Below are 17,746 nucleotides of genomic sequence, written 5' to 3'. Positions count from 1 at the left end.
TGGGGAAAACCCGGGAGACGGCGATCACGCCCGGGTCAGGCGGACCCCACCAGCCAGCGGGGGTCGGCGCCCAGCCAGGTCCCGGGAAGGGGGCGGACGTCCCAGCGGCGCCCGTCGTAGACGCCGAGTTCGCCCGCGCCCGCCGCGTACAGGGCGGTGGGGGAGGAGGCCAGCGCGTTGACGGACAGCGGGACCCGGTGCCGGGCCCAGCGGCGTCCCGTCCACTGCAGCAGGGTGCGGCCGGCCGCCGCCCAGGGGTGTCCGCGCCAGAACGCCAGCGTCGTGACGGGTCCCGTCCTGGTGCGGCGCTCGCTCCAGGAGCGGCCGTCGAAGAGCAGCAGCACTCCTTCGCCGTTGCGTTCGCCGCCCGCCCAGACGTACTGGTCGAGGGAAGTGACGGACAGGAGTCGCGTGGCGGGGCCGGGCGGGGCGACGGGCGTCCAGCCGCTGAGCCCGCGGCGCAGGACGACGGTGCCGGGGAAGCCGTGCCCCACCGCCCAGTCGCCGTGCACTCCGGTCAGTACGTAGGGGAATCCGGTGCCCGGGGCCTTCTCCTCGGTCCATCCTTCGGCGGTCCGGTGCAGCAGCAGCGGGGTCTCGGCGGCGGCGAGCCGGTCGAACGCCCCGCCGACGGCGGTACGTGCCGACACCCCGGTGAGCATCGCGCCGCTGAGCGCGGGGTTCGGGGCGGGCAGGGACTCCCTCTCCCAGAACGTCCCGTTCCAGGCCAGGACGAGGGGGCCGGAGCCGGTGGCGCCGACGGCGTAGGGGTCGCACACGGCCTGCAGCAGGAAGCCCGTGCCCGGGTCCGGCAGAAGGGTGCGCTGGAACCCCCGGGCGTCGCGGTGCGCGGCCGCGCCCCGGACGGTGCTGGCCTCCGCCGCGCGGACCGGTCCCCCGACGTTCATGCCGCGAAACTATAGACAGCCGAAACGGTCATGTCGCCCCACAGCCTTGAAACGATGACCTTTCCCCCTGTTTACCCCGCTCAACTACCTAACACTCCGAGACCGTCGTTTTCGGTATCGACTCGGAGGGTCGCCGCTCCCGGCCGGTCCCGCAGAGAGCACCGGTGCCGGGAACACCAGAGGGAACACGCCCGGGGGCGTCGGCGCAATCGTGTCGCGCCGGTTTGGGGAAATGCAGGGGGAAGAGGAGGCCGGGGCCTCCCCCGCGCACGCGCCTCGGTCCGCGCCGGCACCGCCGTCCGCGGAAGGGAAGGGCTTCCGGACGGCGAAGGTGCCGGGGATCGGCGCGACGCGGCGGGGGAGGGCGCGGGCTCAGATCGCGAACGAGGCCCAGACGGCCTTGCCGCCGGTCGACAGCGGGGCCCAGCCCCAGGCTTCGGAGACCGCCGCGACCACCTGCAGGCCCCGGCCGCTCTCGGCGAACTCGTCGGGCTCGCCGAGCACCGGGGGCTCCCCGCTGGGGTCGGTGACGATCACCAGGATGCGGCGCTCCTGGCGCATGAGGATCAGCTGGATCGGGGCGCGGGCCATCCGGTGCCGGCCCGGCAGGCCGTAGCGCAGGGCGTTGGTGACCAGCTCGGAGATCACCACCTCCGACTCGCAGAGGAGGTCCTCCAGTTCCCATTCGGCCAGGGTCCTGCGGGCGAAGTCCCGGGCGAGTCTGGGTGAGTCCAGGTTGCTGTTCAGCGGGTGACGGGCGAGCCGGCTGGTGCCCGAGACGGGAGGGGTAGGCCAGTGGCTCGCGTTCAGGGTCGGCAGCATCTCAGGCCATCGGCCTTCTTCGACGCAGGAGAGCCGCCGACTGTGAATCATGCGAGGAGCCCGCTTAACGGTCATGAAAAGTCCTGACGCGGTCCGGTGATGCGCTGCGTGGGTGTCCGCTATCTTTCCCTTCCGAGCCGTGCAGGTGCAAGGGCTTCTGCACGTGCATCGGTCCTTGCAGCGGAAAAATCATGCTTGGAACGGAGCAATCCATGGGGGATCACGCACAGGGAGCACTCGTGCACGCAGTAGAGCCGCTCTGGCTCAAAAGCCGCCGCAGCAACCCCAGCGGTAACTGTGTCGAGCTCAGCGCGCTGCCGAGCGGGGAGATCGCCATGCGCAACTCCCGGTACCCCGACGGCCCGGTGCTCATCTACACGAGGGCGGAACTCGAGGCCTTCCTCGGCGGCGCCAAGGACGGTGAGTTCGATCACCTTGTCGCCTGAGGCCGGAGACCCGGCCGCGGGGACGGCCGGGAAGTCCCGGCGGCCTGACCCGGGGGCTGACCCCGGTCACCTGGCCTTACGGAGGGCGGTCATCGCGCAACGCATGGTCAAAGCGTGGCATCTCGTGGGATACTGATCCGCCCGAAGATGGATTTCTCATAGGGCCCAGCCGGAAAGGCGGGCCTCAAGGGAGCCCCGAATGGTTCAGGCGGCAGACGCGACCGTGTTGAACATCTCCGCCGCGGCCGGCGGAGGCCCCACCGTGCTGCGCATCCTGCTGGGTGCGCAGCTGCGGAGCCTGCGGGAGGCCAGGGGCATCACCCGCGAGCAGGCGGGCTACGCGATCCGCGCGTCGGACTCGAAGATCAGCCGGCTGGAGCTCGGCAGGGTCTCCTTCCGCGAGCGCGACGTGGCCGACCTCCTCACCCTGTACGGGGTGCACGACGTCGCGGAGCGGGAGAAGGCCCTCGGCCTGGCCCGCCGGGCCAGCACCAACGGGTGGTGGCACAACTACAACGACATCCTTCCCCGGTGGTTCGAGAACTACATCGGGCTGGAGGAGGCGGCCAGCCGCATCCGCGCCTACGAGGTGCAGTTCGTCCCCGGGCTGCTGCAGACCGAGGGATACGCCCGGGCGGTCACGCTCCTGGGCCACAACGGGGCGGCCACCGAGGAGGTCGAGCGCCGGGTCGAGATGCGCATGAAGCGCCAGGAGCTGCTGCGCTCCGACCACGCCCCCCACCTGTGGGCGGTGGTCGACGAGGCGGTCGTGCGGCGCCCCCTGGGCGGCCGGGAGGTGATGCGCGAGCAGCTGCGGCACCTGATCACCCTGTGCGAGCTGCCCAACGTGACCCTCCAGATCGTGCCGTTCGCGCGGGGCGGCCACGCGGCGGCCGGAGGGCCCTTCAGCATCCTGCGCTTCGCCGAGCCCGACCTGCCGGACATCGTCTACCTGGAACAGCTCACCAGCGCGCTCTACCTCGACAAGCGCGACGACATCGAGCGCTACCTGACGGTGATGGAGCAGCTCTGCGTGGAGGCCGAGTCGGTCACCGACACTCCGGCCATTCTCAAGCGCATCCACGACGCCATGTGAAGCGGTCCCCTTCGTGGACGTCCGGTCTTCGGGTCACGACCCGAGGGCCGGGCGTTTTTGTTTTCCGGAGCGGTTCGGCGGGTGCGGTTCCAAGCAGGGACGATAATTGCTCGGCGGGGCCGAGTTTGTGATTTTCCTGACAGGATCGGAATGCGTTAAGCGGCCTGCAGCCCCTGTGGTGTAAGGGCTATCGCTCCTGGTGTGACCTGGGGCACCTCATTTTCTGAACCCTGTTAAAGGCATGTGAACACCAGATGCCATTTCCGTTTTTATTTGACAATCAAAGATCAATTCGTCTTCGATGGTTTCTCTGTGAACTAACACGCGAACCCCTCGAGGACGGTCAGTGAGAGAAGCCGCGCACTCCCCGACCATGGTGCTGGACTCCGTCCGGCGCCACCTGTCCCCGGGGCTCGCGCTGGGCTACAACCTCCTGGCCAAGGGCGCCGTCGAGACCGGGGCCTCCGGCGCCACCGTCCGGCTCTCCGACGGGCGCGAGCTGGTCGACTTCGGCTCCTACGCGGTGACGCTCCTGGGCCACCGGCCCCCGGACGTCGTCGCCGCCGTCCACGAGCAGCTCGACGTGATGCCCACCGCCACCCGCGCGCTGGCCAACCCGGCGGTGGCCCGCTTCGCCACCGCCCTGGCCGCCAGGACCGCGCCGCTGGGCCGGATCTGGCTGGGCAGCGACGGCGCCGACGCGGTCGAGGCCGCGGTGAAGCTGGCCCGCCGCGCGTCCGGCCGCACCCGGGTCCTGGCGGTGGAGGGCGCCTTCCACGGCAAGACCCTCGGCGCGCTCGCGCTGACCGCCTCGCCCGCCTACCGGGCCGGGCTCGAGCCGCTGCTCGCCGGGGTCACCCGGGTGGGGCGCGAGGACGCCGGGGCGGTCGCCCGCCACTGCGCCGACGGCGACGTGGCCGCGCTGATCATGGAGCCGGTGCAGGGCGAGGGCGGAGTCAGGCGGCTGCCGCACGCGGCCCGCTGGGCCGCCGACGCCCGCGCCGCCGGAGTCTTCGTCATCAGCGACGAGATCCAGGCCGGGCTGCACCGCTGCGGCCCGTTCTCCGTCGCGCTCGCCGAGGACTGGCGGCCCGACGCCGTGCTGTTCGGCAAGGCGCTCGGCGGGGGAGTGCTGCCGCTGTCGGCGGTGACCGCCACCGACGAACTGTACGCGCCGCTGCTGAAGGACCCCACCTGGCACACGGCGACCTTCGGCGGCCATCCGCTGTCGTGCGCCGCCGGGACGGTCGCCCTGGAGGTCCTGGAGCGGCTCGCCCCGCGCGGGGAGGAGCTGTCCTCCCGGGTCCGGGCGGGCCTGGCCGGACTCGCGGCCGAGCACCCCGACCTCATCACCGAGGTCCGGGGGCACGGCCTGCTGTGGGGAGTGGACTTCGCGACCCCCGCGGTCGCCGGAGGCGTCTTCACCGAACTGGCCGACCACGGGCTGCTCGTCTCACCCTGCCTCGGCTCCCCGCACACCATCAGGCTGCTGCCCCCGCTGGTCACCACCGCCGCCGAACTGGACCGTGCCTTCGAGGCGCTGACCAAGGCGTGCGCCGCCGCCCGCGACTACCTGGAGCCGACGTGACCGCCTGGTTCCTGGAACGCTACCCGCCCGCCAACGCCGCGCTCCTGCTGGTCGTCGCGGTGGTGGTGCACGCCTTCGGGCACGGCGGCCTCGCTCCCGGTGCCCTGGCCGCCTTCGCCGGGCTGTGGTGCTTCTACCTGCTGGTCCGGATCGTGGACGAGCACAAGGACTACGCCGACGACCTCGTCGCCCATCCCGAACGGGCCCTGCAGAGCGGGCGGGTGACGCTCGGACGGCTCCGGCTGGTGGCGGCCGCGGCCCTGGCCGTCCAGGCCGCGGTCGCGCTGCCCGCGGGGCGGGCGGCGTCCGGCTGGTGGCTGATCCTGCTCGGCTGGCTGTGCTGGGCGGCGCAGGACTTCTTCACCGGCGGACGGCTCGAGGGGCGGCCGCTGCTCTACCCGCTGGCGCACGTCCCGCTGTCCGGCCTGGCGTGCGTCTGGGTCGCGCAGCTGGGAGCGGGCGAACACCCCGTCGGGCTCTCGGCGTGGAAGGCGTTCGCGTTCGGAACGCTGCTGGCGCTCGCCGTCGACCTGGCCCGCAAGCTCGGCTCGGACCCGGACCGCTCCTACGGCCGCGCCTTGGGAGCGTTCCGCGCCCGCGCGCTGCTCGCCGGGGTCCTCTCGGCCCTGGCGGGGACGGGCGCGGCGGTAGTCCAGCCCGGAGTATGGAAGGCGCTGACTTGAGCACGATCCTGGTGACCGGAGCGACGGGACTGGTCGGCTTCGAGGTGCTCGACGCGCTGCGCGCCGCCGGGCACGAGGCCGTCGGCACCAGCAGGCGCGGGGATCTCGAGGCGGGGATCGTCCCGTGGACGCTGGGCGAGCCGGTGCCGTCCGGGTTGGACCGGTCCTGGGACGTCATCGTGCACAGCGCCGCCGACGTCCGCTGGACCATGACCGAGGCGGAGGCGCAGGCCGCCAACGTCGCGACCGTCGCGGCGCTCGCCCCGCTGGCCGGGCCGCGCACCCGCGTAGTCCACATCTCCACCGCCTACGCCACCGGACTGCGCGGCGACACGGACTCCGCGGACCCGGCGGACTACCGCAACACCTACGAGTGGTCCAAGGCGCACGCCGAACGGCTGGCTCGGGAGCTGTTCCCCCGGCTGACCATCGTGCGCCCGCCGCTCATCGTCGGGCGCCGCTCCGACGGCAGGGCCGCCCGCTTCGCCGGCATGTACACGATCCTGCGGGGCATCGCGATGAGCTCGGTGCCCGTCATCGCAGCCGAGCCGGACGCGCCCGCCGACGTGATCCCCGTGGACGACCTGGCCGGGCTCGTCGCGGAGTGCGCCCTGCTCCCCGGCACCGGCGAGGTGCACCTCCTGGCCGGGGGCAAGCGCGCCCCGTCCGTCGAGGCGGTGGTGGGGGCGATGCTCGCAGGGCTCAACGGCCGGCGCGCGGAGCACGGCGGGGAGCCCCTGGACGCCCCGCGCATCATCACCCCCGACAGCTGGCACCGCTTCTTCCTGCCCTTCGCGCGCCGGCACCTGACCGTCAGGCAGAACCGCCTGCTGGACCTGCTGTCCCACTTCGAGCCGTATTTCGCGCTCACCACCCCCCTCTCACCCACCCACGAGATCGACGACGTCCTGGGCTGCGTCGAGGCGTCCGCCCGCCACTGGGCCGACCGCAACCCGCGCCTGGCCTCGCTCGACCCCCGGCCCTGGAAGACGTGATGCAGGACGTGACGAACGAAGCCGAGATCCGCCGGACCGTCCGCACGCTGGTGCTGGACGCCGCGCCGATCAAGAACGGGCCGCCTCCCGAGCCGTCCACCAGGCTCGGCGGCGACCTGGGCTACGACTCCCTGGGCAAGGAGGAGCTCGTCGCCCTCCTGGAGCAGGAGTTCCCCGGCCTGAGCGTGCCCGACGAGGCGTTCGAGGCCGAGACGGTCGCCGAGGTGGAGTCCCTGGTCCTGGACGGGCTGCGGTGAGGACTTTCGCCGAGGTGCTGGCCGCCCGCTCCGCCGAGCGGCCCGGCGACCCCGCCTACGTCTTCCTGGGCGACGGCCTGAACGAGAGCGACCGGCTCACCTACCGGGGGCTGCACGAGCGGGCGGGGAGGATCGCCGCGGCGCTGGCGCCCGGCGCGCGGGTGCTGCTGCTCCTGCCGCCGGGCCTCGACTACATCGCCGCGATCTTCGGCTGCTTCGAGGCGGGCGCCGTCGCGGTGTCCGCCGCCCCGCCCACCGCGACCCGCCTCGACCGCGTCCTGCCCCGGCTGGAGGCGATCGCCGCGGACGCCGAGGTCAGCGTCATCGTCACCGACGACGCCGTCCGCGCGTTCGCCGAACCGCACTTCAAGGGTGAGGCCGAGTGGATCGGCCTGGACTCCCTCCCGGACGCCCCCGTCGGCACGCCCGGCCCGGAGGGCGTCGCGTTCCTGCAGTACACCTCGGGTTCCACCGCCGCGCCGCGCGGGGTGATGCTCACCCACGAGAACCTGCTGACGAACTGCCGGTCGCTCATCTCGGCGTTCGGCACCGGCCCGCACTCGTCGGTCTACAGCTGGCTGCCGCCCTACCACGACATGGGGCTCATCGGCGGTCTCCTGCACCCGATGCTGGCCGGGGCGCCCTGCTACACCACCTCCCCGATCACCGTCCTGCGGCGGCCGATGCGGTGGCTCGAGGCGATCTCCCGCCACCGCGTCACCTTCAGCGGCGGCCCGAACTTCATGTACGACCTGTGCGTCCGGCGGGCCAGGGACGTCGAGGGCCTCGACCTCTCGTGCTGGGAGAAGGCGGTCAACGGCGCCGAACCGGTGCGGGCCGCGACGTGGCGGGCCTTCCTGGAGGCGTTCGGCCCGTACGGGCTGCGCGAGGAGGCGCTCACCGCCGCCTACGGGATGGCCGAGACGACCCTGCTGCTGACCGCGGCCGACGGCCTGACCGTCACGTCCTTCGACCGCGACGCGCTGGCCGAGGGCAAGGCCGTCCCCGGCGCGGGCGCCGAACTGGTGAGCTGCGGCGGGACGGACGCCGACCACCGCATCAGGATCGTCGACCCGGAGACGGGGCAGCCGTGCACGGACGGGACGTGCGGCGAGGTGTGGGCCTCGGGGCCCAGCGTCGCGGTCGGCTACTGGCGCGGCGAGCGGTTCGGCGAGTGGATCCCGACCGGCGACCTCGGCTTCGTCCACGAGGGCGGGCTGTACCTGACGGGCCGCAGCAAGGAGGTCCTCATCCTCAACGGGGTGAAGCACCACCCGCACGACCTGGAGACCCTCGCCGAGACGGGAGAGGACCTGCTGCGCCCGCACTGCAGCGCGGCCTTCCAGACGGCGGGCGGCTCGGTGGCGCTGGTCGCCGAGGTGGCGCGCGGCCACGAGGCCGACGACCTGTCGTTCGTCCTGGCGGGGATCCGGGAGCGGGTGTCGGCCGGGGCGGGGGTGCGGGTGGACGCCGTCGTCCTGGTGCCGGCCCGCTCGGTGCCCAAGACCACCAGCGGAAAGATCCAGCGGCTGCTCACCAGGGAGCGGCTCCTGGCCGGAGAACTGAAGACCATCGCACGGCAGGGAGAGGTGGCATGACCGCGGCCAGTGTTACCCGGTTGGACGGGGCTCCTGAGGAGATTCCCGAGATGACGATCGGCGGAGAGCACGCAGAACCGGTTCCGGCCGCGCTCTCGGCGCTGCCGCGCAAGCGGGCGCTGTTCTCGGTCGACAGCTACTTCCGTGACGGCTGGGACGACCTGCTGGCGGTCGTCCCCGACCCGTGGACGCTGCTGGACCGGCACGCCACGCTCCTGCTCAAGCCCGACGCGGTGGCCGGACGGCGGCTGGAGGCGGCCCTGGAGTGGCTGCTGGAGCAGGACGCGGTGATCGTCGCGGCCGAGGCGGTCGCCCTGGACCGGCACAGCACCCGCGCGATGTGGTGGTACCAGTGGAACGTCGCCACCAAGGAGCGCCGGGACCTGGCCGACGCGCTGGTCCGCGCGGGCGACAGCCTGCTGCTGGTGGCGCGGCTGCCCGAGGCGCCGATCCCGGCGACGCTGCGGCTGAGCAACCTCAAGGGCCCGGCGGACCCGGCCCGCCGCGAGCCCTGGCAGCTGCGGCACCGGCTCGACAACGACGACTTCCTGGTCAACTTCGTGCACACCGCCGACGAGCCGGCCGACCTGGTCCGCGAGTTCGGCGTCCTTCTGGACGGGCCCGACCGGCGCCGCGTCTACGCCGACCTGGTCGCGGGGGCCGACCAGGAGGCGAAGGCGCGCACGCTGGTCGAGGAGCTGTACCGCCGCAGCCCGGCGCACGACCTGTCCCGAGAGTCGGCCCGCGAGCGCGGAGAGCGCGGCGAGGCGGACGAGCCCTGGGACTCGGTGGTGCTCGGCACCGCCGCCATGACCCCGTCGGTGCCCGACAGGACCGCGCTGCTCACCGGCGTCACCACCGCCCAGTGGGAGCACTCCGCATCCCGCGCCGCGGCACGCGAACCGCGGCCGCTGCGCCACGACCGCGCCCTCCCCGGCTCCCTGGTGCACAAGGACGGTCTAGGGGAGGTGTTCCTGACCGATCACGTGGCCACCGGCTCCGGAGGCGTCCTGATGGCCGGTGAGCTTCCCGTGGCCCACCGCTTCTACAACGACCTGACCGCGTCGAGGCTCGACCTCCTGCCTGTGCTGGAGCTGTGCCGCCAGGGCTGCTACGTCCTCGCCCACGGCCACCACGGCGCGCCCCCGGACTCCCGCTTCCTGCTGCGGGAGCTCAGGGGCAGGCTCACCGCGGCCCCCGAGCCCCTCCGGCACCGGCGGGTGCGGATCGAGGTGGACGTCACCCGCCGTTTCGCCTCCGGGCTGGCCCTGGACTACCGGATCACCACCCCGGACGGCGAGGAACTGGCCAGGGCCTCCTCGTCCTGCTCCTGGACGTCCGAGGACGCCTGGCGCGCGCTGCGCGCCACGAGCCGCGCCCGCCACGGGCTCGGCGAGGAGGTCGGCGCCCCCGAGCGGACCGGCCTGTTCCCCTCCGCCCGCAACGTCGGGCGCGCCAACGACGGCAACGTCGTGCTGTCGGACCTGGTGTGGCGGCGCGGCGAGACCACCGCGCGGGTCGTGGCCGACCCGGCCAACCCGGCGATGTTCGAGCACCCGCAGGACCACGTCCCGGGCATGGTGCTGGTGGAGGCGGCCCGCCAGTCCGCGCTGTGGACCATGTCCCGCCACTTCGGGATCCCGGCGGGGCACCTGGCGGTGACGGGCCTCGACGCGCGCTTCCCGGCGATGGCGGAACTGGACGTCAGGCTCGTCTGCACCGCGACGGTCGCCGCCGATCGCGGCGGAAAGGGCACGGTGGCGGTGAGGTTCGTCCAGGATGGGGTGGAACCGGCGGAGGTGATGGTGGAGGTGGTGCGGACATGAGCGCGCTCGGCGGCAAGGGAGAGAACCTGCGGCGGCTGACCGGGGCGGGCCTGAGGGTCCCCGCCTGGTCGGCGGTCGGACTGGACGTGCTGCGCGACTTCCGGGACCGTTCGGGCCTGGGCCAGGAGCTGGCCGGGCTGCTGGCCGGCCTCGACCCGGACAACGCCTGGGAGGTGTCGGCCCGCATCGCCAAGGCGTTCTCGGTGACCCCGCTGGACGGCCCCGCCCTGTCGGCGATCTGGCGGGCCTACGACGAGATCGGGCAGGGCCCCGTCGCGGTGCGCTCCTCCGGCGCCGACGAGGACCTGCCGAACTTCTCCTTCGCCGGCCAGTACTCCTCGTTCCTGGGGGTCGAGGGCTTCGACGCCGTGGCCGAGAAGGTCCGGGAGTGCTGGGCCTCGGCGTACTCGGCGCGGTCCCTGGTCTACCGGTGGCTGCACGACCTGCCCACCGACCGGATCGACCTGGCCGTCGTCCTGCAGGAGCTGGTCCCGGCGGAGGTCAGCGGGGTGATGTTCACCGCCGACCCGGTCTCGGGCGACCGCTCCAGGGCGATCATCAGCTGCGTCTACGGGCTGGGGGAGACCCTGGTCTCGGGCCAGGTCGACGCCGACACCCTCACCCTGGACCGGCCGTCCCGGGTCGTCGGCGACGCGGTGATAGGGGAGAAGGCCGAGCGGCTCGACGCCGGGCCCGGGGGGACCGCGCTCAGCCCGGTCTCGTCGTTCGCCCGGGAGCGGTTCGCGCTGACCAACGAGCAGGTCGGCGAGCTCGGCGACCTCGCCGAGGAGATCGAGGACCTCTTCGGCGCGCCGCAGGATGTGGAGTGGGCGCTGCGCGACGGCGTCTTCCACGTGCTGCAGAGCCGCCCGATCACCACCCTGCGCGAGGCCGAGGGGGAGGTGCGGGTGTGGGACAACTCCAACATCATCGAGTCGTTCGGCGAGGTCACGGCCCCGCTGACCTTCAGCTTCGCGCGCCACGTCTACCAGCGGGTCTACCGCGACTACGTGCGGCTGCTGGGGGTGCCGCGCCGGGACCTGGCGAAGATGGACGGGGTGTTCGGCGAGATGCTGGGCTACTTCGACGGCCGGGTCTACTACAACGTCCTCAACTGGTACAAGATCATCAGGCTGCTGCCGGGGTACGCGCTCAACCGGAAGATCCTCGCCGCGGCGATGGGCGTCCGCGAGACCTCCGAGGAGCTCGCGCTGGCCCAGCACCCGATCGAGTCCCCGCTGCGGGAACGGCTCGTACGGCTGCGCGTCGCGCTGCGCTTCCTGCGCATGTTCTTCACCGTCCGCAGGTCGGTCGCCTCCTTCACCGACCACTTCCACCAGGCGTACGAGGAGTTCGACTCGGTCGACTACGACACGCTCCCCGGTCACGAGGTCGACCGCGCCCTGCGCCGGCTGGAGGAGAGGCTCCTGTCGAGGTGGGGCGCCACCGCCGTGCTCGACAACGTGATCATGCTCTCGTACGGCGTGCTCCACGGGCTGAACGCCGAGTGGCTGCCCGACGCCCCCGAATGGTTCCTGTGGGAGGCGGTGAAGGTCGGCGACGACGTCGAGTCCACCGCGCCCGCGCGGCGGCTGGGCGAGCTGGCGGGGCGGCTCGCCGAGCGCCCCGAACTGGCCGAAGCCGTGCGCGAGAGCCCGGCGGACGAGCTCTGGGAGTGGCTGCGGGCCGCCGAGGGCGAGGACGCGGAGTGGCTGCGCGCCGAACTCGACGGCTTCCTGGCCGCGTACGGCTACCGCAGCGCCAACGAGCTCAAGCTGGAGGAGCCGGACCTGCACGACGACCCGTCGCTGCTGATGTCCATGCTCAAGGACGCGCTGCTGATCGCCGGGGTCGCCTCCGCGCCCCAGACGGAGCACGACGCCGACGCCTACCTGCGCGAGCGTCTGAACGGGCCGAAGCTGTTCGTCTACGACAAGGTGCGCGGCAAGGTCAGGGAGGCGCTGCGCGAACGCGAACGCGTCCGCTTCGCCCGGACCAGGGCGTTCGGCATGGCCCGCCGCATGTTCAAGGCGATGGGCCGCGACCTGGAGTCGGCCGGCGCGCTCGGCGCCCGGCGGGACGTCTTCTTCCTCAAACTCGAGGAGATCCGCGCCGCCTACGCCGGGACCATGAACCACCGCGAGCTGCGCCCGCTGGCGGAGCTGCGCAAGAAGCAGCAGGCCAAGCAGCGGCTCATGCCCGCGCCGCCGCCCAGGTTCCTCACCCGCGGCAGCGTCTACTGGGGCGTGCAGACCCCCGACCCGGCCCCTGCCGGGGAGGAGGGCGCCGACGTGCTGCGCGGCACCCCGTGCAGCCCCGGCGTCGTCACGGCGAGGGCCCGGGTCGTCGACAGCCCGCGCGACGTCGGCGGCGGGGTGCTGGTCGCCTACCGCACCGACCCGGGCTGGGTGGGCGCGCTGTCGTCGGCGGCCGCGCTGCTCATCGAACGCGGCAGCCCGCTCACGCACGTCGCGATCGTCGCGCGGGAGCTGGGCGTGCCGACCGTCGTGCAGATCCCGGGGCTGACCGAGCGGGTCGAGGACGGCATGACCCTCACCGTCGACGGGGGCACCGGGGTCGTCAGGATCGAGAAGGAGGACGGTTGAGCGGGGAAGAAGAGGCGCGCTGGAAGCGGGTCGACGACCGGCTGCGCGGCTACCACGGGGTGGGGCTGGCCGACGTGCTGGACTGCGTCGGCTACCTGCGCGAGGAGGGCGACACCGTCATCGCGGGCGGCTCCCTGGCCTGGGGCCTGGGCAACCGGCTGAGCGACTTCGACGTCGTCGTGGTCGGCGCGGGCACCAGCCCCTCGCGGGTGCCGCTGGAGCACTGGGTGAAGACCCTCCGCGTCGACGCCTGGACCCGCTCGCACGAGGGCGTGGCGAGGCTGTTCGCGCACGCCTCCGAGGCGCTGGAGTCCGGCGCGCCGCTTCAGGGCTCGTTCGGCACCCAGGAGGAGGAGCAGCAGCTCAAACTGCTGCACCGCCTCGCCTTCGGGCTGCGGGTCGACGGCCCGCCGCTGGAGGGCGTCGACGTCGCCGTGGCGCGGGGCCTGCTCGCCCGCGAGTACGCCGAGCGCGCCCGGGAGTCGGTGCTGATCGCCCGCCTGGCGCTGGACGCGGGACGGCCGCTGGCCGCCACCACCAACGCGCGCCTGGCCGTCGAGGAGACCCTGCACATGGTCCTGGCCCGGCGCGGCGTGCCGTTCACCGGGGACAAGTGGCTCCAGGAGCGGCTCATCGGCACCGCGCCCGATCTGCGCGTCCACCACGACCGGTTCTCCGCGCTTCCCGAACCCGGGGACGAGGCCGCGTTCGTCGAGGACGCCCTGTCCCTGGTGGCCGAACTGGGCGGCGGGGCCCCCGGCGGGGCGGTCTGGAGCGCTCCAGACCTGGCCCTGCACTCTCCCGGAGGCAGGGAGCACTTCCTGCTCGACCCCGAGCGGGGAGGCATGTGGGAGCTGTCGGCCGAGGAGGCCGAGACCTGGCGGGGACTGTCCGGACGGGACGAGTGGCGGGACTGCTCGGACGCCGAGACCGGACTGCTGGTCGGCCTGTACCAACTGGGCCTGGCCGGGCTCGCCTGGGATGAGGGGGTCGTCGGATGAAGGCGGTCGACGTCGACGCGAGGCGCTACGTCTGGTGCAAGGGCCAGGCGATCTGGCGCACCAGCATGCCGCTCACCGCGCTGCTGGAGGACCTGCGCGGCGCGCTCGCCGACGGCCAGGAGGGACTGGTCCGGCACACCGCCCGCAACATCGGGACGAACTGCGCGGTCGTCCTCAACCTCGTGGTGCGCCACCGCAAGCCGCTCCCCCCTGCCAGGATGCGCGCCGCCTGGGCGCTGGAGGGGGTCGCCGGCCACCCGCTGGGCGACGACTGCCTGACCCTGGTCCGCTCGCCCCGCGAACTGGACGCCGCGGCGCTGGCCGGGATCGCCGAACGGCTCGTCGAGGGGGTGCGGGAACTGGTCGGAGACGTGCCGGACCCGATGTCGCCCGACGGCTACTTCCCGGCGCTCGCCACCGCCAGGGACTGGCTGAAACTCGCCGACTCCGTCGGCGTGGAGGGCTTCCTGCCCGGGGAATGGACCAGCGAGGAGGCCCACTGATGCCGCAGATCGTCGTGGACATGCATATTCAGGCCCCTGCCGACCGGGTCTGGCGGACCGTCGTCGACATCGAGCGCTACCCCGAGTCGATGTCGAGCGTCCGGTGGGTCGAGCTGCTGGAGCCCGGCGAGGAGACCCGGCGCAGCAGGTGGTCCATCACGCTCAAGGGCTCGATCCTGGAGTGGGAGGAGCGCGAGACCCTCGACCACGCGGAACGCGTCATGTCCTTCCAGCAGCTCAGCGGGGACATGGAGCTGTTCGAGGGGGCCTGGCGGGTCACGGAGGAGCCCGGCGGGCGCACGCACGTCGCCCTCACCATCGACTTCGAGATCGGGATCCCGCTGCTGGCGCAGATGCTCAACCCGGTGGCGCAGCGCTCCCTGAAGGAGAACTGCACCGAGATGCTGGAAGGCATCGAACGTGACGCCCTCGCCGCGAGGTGAGTAAGGTCCTCCCGTGCGCAGTGCAGTGATCCTCGGGGCCCGCAACATCGGTGGGGCGATAGCCGCCCGTCTGCTGGAGGACGGGTGGCAGGTGGCCGCCGTGGCCCGTTCCGACGAGACGCTCACGGCCGTCGCCGAGCGGGGCGCGCTGGCCCTGAAGGCCGACGCCGCCAAGCCCCGGACGCTGGCCGCCGCGCTGGAGATCGCGGTGGAGGAGCACGGGGGCCTCGACCTCGTCGTGAACGCCATCCACCCCCAGCGGCCGCCGCAGGGCTCCCCGGAGTGGGGCGGGCCCCTGGAGACCATGGACCCGGCCGACTTCCAGGGCTGGGGGTCGGCCGTCGCCGAGCAGACCTACGTCTTCCTGAACACCGGCATCCGCGCTCTGCGGGCCACCGGCGGCGGCACCCTCGTCCAGCTGACGGGGGGCTCCGCCGTCACTCCCGCCGCCGGGCGGGGCGCCTGGGCGGCGGGCTGCGCGGCGGCCAGGGCGCTGGTCCTGTCCGCCCACGAGGAGCTGCGCGACGAGCCCGTGCACCCGTGCCTCCTGGTCGTCCACGGCGCCGTCAGGAGCCCGGAGGAGCGCGAGGAGATCGCCGCCACGGTCGCCCACCTGGCCGAGCCCCGGTCGCACCGCTCCCTGCCGGAGGTCCACCTCCGCTGAACCACCTCCGGGCGAGCCGTCCGGGGCTCTGCGAAGCCGTTCTACGGGGTTGAGGGGCCTGGCGACCGCACGGGCCACTCGGGTCCACTTGCGCTGACCCGCCCCCGGGCGGGCCGCCTCGGGTCCCGAGAAGCCGTCACCCGGCCCGCGGGGCCTCCGGGGCGAGGGGCCCGGCGGCCGCACGGGCCGCCCACTGCGCGATGCGGAGGCTCAGCGCCTCGGTGGTGGCGATCTCGGCGTGGCCCATCTCGGGTTCGAGCCACAGCTCCCTGGGGTCGGCGGCCCGCTCGTAGAGCAGCTCGCCGTGGTCGGGCGGGAAGAACGCGTCGCGCCCGCCGTGGACGATCAGCAGGGGGCAGGCGATGCCGCCGACCACCTCGAAGGGGGCCTCGGGGATCGGGTCCCAGCCCTTGGGGGCGATGCGGGTGCGCTTGGCCAGCCGGACGGCGGCGCGGCCCAGGCGGCGTTCGACGAACCAGTGGACCCGGCGCATCGGCACGGTGTCCCGGTAGTACCAGCGGGCGGGCGAGCTGACCGACACCACGGCGTCGACGCCGCCCATCAGCGCGGCGTGCCGCAGCGCGATCGAGGCGCCCATGGAGAAGCCGACGGTGACCACCTTGGCGTGGCGCTCCGCGGCGTAGCGGACGGCGGCCTCGAGGTCGTGGATCTCGTGGTCGCCGACGGTCGAGAGCCCGCCGGACCGGCCGTGGCCCCGGTAGTCGAGGGCGCAGACCGCGGCGGTGCGGTTCAGCGCCCCCGCGATGGCCTGGAGCTCGCGCATCCCCTGGTGGCAGGTGAAGCCGTGGCCCATCACCAGGCACAGCTCCGGATCCGCGCCGTGGGCGGCCGCGTGGTGCCAGGCGGCGATGCGGACGCCGTCGGAGGCGGTGAGAGTGACGGGAGTGGCAGGCACCCTCCCATTATCGGCCATCCCTCGAAACGGTATAAAGTCGCAGTTCGACCGCATGGCGGCTGCTCCGTGAGGGGGCGGTATCTACCCCGGTCCGACGCTGAAACTCTGGCGGACCGGGAGCCTGGATCCGTCACGTACTCGACGACGGAGACCCCCGGATCTTGAAGTCCTATCTCGCGGTGCTGGGCACTCCCGGCGCCTGGCGCTTCCTTCTGCCCGCCCTGTGCGCGCGCCTCCCCTTCGCGATGCTGCAGATCGGCGTACTGCTGCTGGTGCAGTGGTCGACCGGCTCCTACGGCTGGGGCGGAGTGGCCTCGGCCGCCGCCGCGGTGGCCCAGGCGGTCGTCGGCCCCTGGACCGGACGGCTGGTCGACCGGTGGGGCCAGGCCAGGGTGCTCGTACCCCAGGTGCTGGTGCACGCCGTCCTGCTGGGCGGGCTGCTGGCGCTGGCGCAGAACCGGGCCGCGCCGCTCGTCCTGGTGGGGGTGGGCTGCCTGGCGGGCGCGACGGTTCCCCAGGTCGGCTCGATGGTCCGGGCCCGCTGGGCGAACGTCCTGCCGCCGCGCCGGGTCGGCACCGCCTTCGCGCTGGAGTCGGTGACCGACGAGCTGACCTTCACCCTCGCGCCCCTGCTGCTCCTGCCGATCGCCACCGCCTACAGCCCCGTCTGGGGGTTGTCCCTGGCCCTGGTGATGGTGCTGGCGGGCACCCTGTTCTTCGCGGCCGTCCGGCACGGCGCCCCCGTTCCCGTCCCCGCCGTCCCGGGGGCCTCGCGAACGGTGGTCCTGGGCAGGCGGGGGGTCCCCCTGCTGGCGGGCGCGATGCTGGGGGTCGGGACGGTCTTCGGCAGCCTCCAGGTCGGCATCACCGCCCTGACCGCCGAACTGGGCGATCCGAGCGCGGCCGGGACCGTCTTCGGCACCTTCTCCGCGGGCAGCCTCGTCGGCGGCCTCGTCTACGGCGGCCTGCGCTCGGCGGCCGGCCGGCCGTCCCGGCTCCTCCTGCTGCTGAGCCTGCTGGCAGCCGCCCTGCTGGGACCGGCCCTGGTGGGCTCCCTGGGCCTGATGTACGGGGCCGCGGCGGTGGCCGGCCTGGTCATCGCCCCCTGCGTCATCACCGGCTACACCCTGCTGGACGCCCTGGTGTCGGCCGAGGCGAGGACCGAGGCATACACCTGGCTGAACGGCTCCATCGCGCTGGGGATCGCGCTGGGCGCCGCGCTCTCGGGCCAGCTGGTGGACCGCCTGGGCGCGGCGCCGGCCTTCTTCGTGCCGCCGGTCGCCGTCGCGCTGGCGGCCCTGGCCGTGGGCCTGCGCGGCGCGCTCCTGGTGCCGCGCGAGGCGGACGAGGTTCCGGGCCCGAAGGTCATGGTCTAGACCACAGGGAGAAGTTCT

17 protein-coding genes are annotated in these 17,746 nt (G+C 73.3%); 14 read left to right on the top strand and 3 right to left on the bottom strand.

The genetic code is table 11. From position 1 onward, the window contains the following. Positions 1–35: 35 nt before the first annotated feature. Both ABD327_RS15755 and ABD327_RS15750 read right to left on the bottom strand, forming a co-directional pair. Entirely contained in the window at positions 36–908 is an 873-nt protein-coding gene (locus tag ABD327_RS15755; RefSeq protein WP_344451114.1) for a hypothetical protein, read from the bottom strand. A 372-nt stretch (positions 909–1,280) separates the two neighbouring features. Next, positions 1,281–1,730, bottom strand: coding sequence for an ATP-binding protein (locus ABD327_RS15750; protein ID WP_344451113.1), 450 nt, complete (start codon positions 1,728–1,730; stop codon positions 1,281–1,283). Positions 1,731–1,942: 212 nt separating this feature from the next. Between ABD327_RS15750 and ABD327_RS15745 the strand changes: the two genes are divergently transcribed. The 13 genes from ABD327_RS15745 to ABD327_RS15685 all read left to right on the top strand — a co-directional run bounded on the left by ABD327_RS15745 (position 1,943) and on the right by ABD327_RS15685 (position 15,436). Then, positions 1,943–2,176 carry a DUF397 domain-containing protein gene (locus ABD327_RS15745; RefSeq protein WP_344451112.1) on the top strand — a complete coding sequence of 78 codons (234 nt, stop codon included), beginning with the start codon at positions 1,943–1,945 and terminating at the stop codon, positions 2,174–2,176. A 199-nt stretch (positions 2,177–2,375) separates the two neighbouring features. Then, positions 2,376–3,272: a helix-turn-helix domain-containing protein gene (locus ABD327_RS15740; RefSeq protein ID WP_344451111.1), complete on the top strand. Its 897-nt coding sequence runs from the start codon at positions 2,376–2,378 to the stop codon at positions 3,270–3,272. Between the two features lie 346 nt (positions 3,273–3,618). After that, a complete protein-coding gene (locus ABD327_RS15735) occupies positions 3,619–4,860 on the top strand; it encodes an aspartate aminotransferase family protein (protein ID WP_344451110.1) in 1,242 nt (413 codons plus the stop codon). Further along, on the top strand, positions 4,857–5,543 hold the full coding sequence (locus ABD327_RS15730; protein ID WP_344451109.1) for a hypothetical protein: 687 nt from the start codon (positions 4,857–4,859) through the stop codon (positions 5,541–5,543). Before ABD327_RS15735 ends, ABD327_RS15730 begins: the two co-directional genes overlap by 4 nt. Then, positions 5,540–6,538: an SDR family oxidoreductase gene (locus ABD327_RS15725; protein WP_344451108.1), complete on the top strand. Its 999-nt coding sequence runs from the start codon at positions 5,540–5,542 to the stop codon at positions 6,536–6,538. The genes ABD327_RS15730 and ABD327_RS15725 overlap by 4 nt, the downstream gene beginning before the upstream one ends. A gap of 8 nt (positions 6,539–6,546) precedes the next feature. Beyond that, on the top strand, positions 6,547–6,795 hold the full coding sequence (locus tag ABD327_RS15720) for an acyl carrier protein (protein WP_344451107.1): 249 nt from the start codon (positions 6,547–6,549) through the stop codon (positions 6,793–6,795). After that, positions 6,792–8,393, top strand: coding sequence for a fatty acyl-AMP ligase (locus tag ABD327_RS15715; RefSeq protein WP_344451106.1), 1,602 nt, complete (start codon positions 6,792–6,794; stop codon positions 8,391–8,393). Before ABD327_RS15720 ends, ABD327_RS15715 begins: the two co-directional genes overlap by 4 nt. Positions 8,394–8,443: 50 nt before the next feature. After that, entirely contained in the window at positions 8,444–10,219 is a 1,776-nt protein-coding gene (locus tag ABD327_RS15710; protein ID WP_344451105.1) for an AfsA-related hotdog domain-containing protein, read from the top strand. After that, the gene (locus tag ABD327_RS15705; RefSeq protein WP_344451104.1) at positions 10,216–12,825 is read left to right on the top strand and encodes a phosphoenolpyruvate synthase; all 2,610 of its coding nucleotides are present in this window, start codon (positions 10,216–10,218) and stop codon (positions 12,823–12,825) included. The genes ABD327_RS15710 and ABD327_RS15705 overlap by 4 nt, the downstream gene beginning before the upstream one ends. Then, a complete protein-coding gene (locus ABD327_RS15700) occupies positions 12,822–13,826 on the top strand; it encodes a hypothetical protein (RefSeq protein WP_344451103.1) in 1,005 nt (334 codons plus the stop codon). The genes ABD327_RS15705 and ABD327_RS15700 overlap by 4 nt, the downstream gene beginning before the upstream one ends. Then, positions 13,823–14,329 carry a hypothetical protein gene (locus tag ABD327_RS15695; RefSeq protein ID WP_344451102.1) on the top strand — a complete coding sequence of 169 codons (507 nt, stop codon included), beginning with the start codon at positions 13,823–13,825 and terminating at the stop codon, positions 14,327–14,329. The genes ABD327_RS15700 and ABD327_RS15695 overlap by 4 nt, the downstream gene beginning before the upstream one ends. Next, positions 14,329–14,772 (top strand): type II toxin-antitoxin system RatA family toxin, encoded by a 444-nt coding sequence (locus ABD327_RS15690; RefSeq protein WP_344451101.1) that lies wholly within the window; start codon positions 14,329–14,331, stop codon positions 14,770–14,772. The genes ABD327_RS15695 and ABD327_RS15690 overlap by 1 nt, the downstream gene beginning before the upstream one ends. A 13-nt stretch (positions 14,773–14,785) precedes the next feature. Beyond that, positions 14,786–15,436, top strand: a complete 651-nt coding sequence (locus ABD327_RS15685; RefSeq protein WP_344451100.1) for an SDR family NAD(P)-dependent oxidoreductase — start codon at positions 14,786–14,788, stop codon at positions 15,434–15,436. A gap of 136 nt (positions 15,437–15,572) precedes the next feature. On the opposite strand, the gene ABD327_RS15680 is transcribed toward ABD327_RS15685, so the two are convergent. Beyond that, complete coding sequence (locus ABD327_RS15680) at positions 15,573–16,352, bottom strand: alpha/beta hydrolase (RefSeq protein WP_344451099.1); 780 nt, start codon at positions 16,350–16,352, stop codon at positions 15,573–15,575. 161 nt (positions 16,353–16,513) lie between these two features. Between ABD327_RS15680 and ABD327_RS15675 the strand changes: the two genes are divergently transcribed. Beyond that, positions 16,514–17,728, top strand: coding sequence for an MFS transporter (locus ABD327_RS15675; RefSeq protein WP_344451098.1), 1,215 nt, complete (start codon positions 16,514–16,516; stop codon positions 17,726–17,728). Positions 17,729–17,746 lie beyond the last annotated feature (18 nt).

It is taken from the genome of Actinocorallia aurantiaca (assembly GCF_039533685.1).
GTDB lineage: Bacteria > Actinomycetota > Actinomycetes > Streptosporangiales > Streptosporangiaceae > Actinocorallia > Actinocorallia aurantiaca.
This window is presented reverse-complemented; position numbering and strand designations above follow the sequence as displayed.

Bases quoted from the DNA above. Each gene is read 5' to 3' on its own strand.
- ABD327_RS15755 (WP_344451114.1), bottom strand. From the start codon at position 908: ATGAACGTCGGGGGACCGGTCCGCGCGGCGGAGGCCAGCACCGTCCGG.
- ABD327_RS15750 (WP_344451113.1), bottom strand. From the start codon at position 1,730: ATGCTGCCGACCCTGAACGCGAGCCACTGGCCTACCCCTCCCGTCTCG.
- ABD327_RS15745 (WP_344451112.1), top strand. From the start codon at position 1,943: ATGGGGGATCACGCACAGGGAGCACTCGTGCACGCAGTAGAGCCGCTC.
- ABD327_RS15740 (WP_344451111.1), top strand. From the start codon at position 2,376: ATGGTTCAGGCGGCAGACGCGACCGTGTTGAACATCTCCGCCGCGGCC.
- ABD327_RS15710 (WP_344451105.1), top strand. From the start codon at position 8,444: ATGACGATCGGCGGAGAGCACGCAGAACCGGTTCCGGCCGCGCTCTCG.
- ABD327_RS15705 (WP_344451104.1), top strand. From the start codon at position 10,216: ATGAGCGCGCTCGGCGGCAAGGGAGAGAACCTGCGGCGGCTGACCGGG.
- ABD327_RS15695 (WP_344451102.1), top strand. From the start codon at position 13,823: ATGAAGGCGGTCGACGTCGACGCGAGGCGCTACGTCTGGTGCAAGGGC.
- ABD327_RS15690 (WP_344451101.1), top strand. From the start codon at position 14,329: ATGCCGCAGATCGTCGTGGACATGCATATTCAGGCCCCTGCCGACCGG.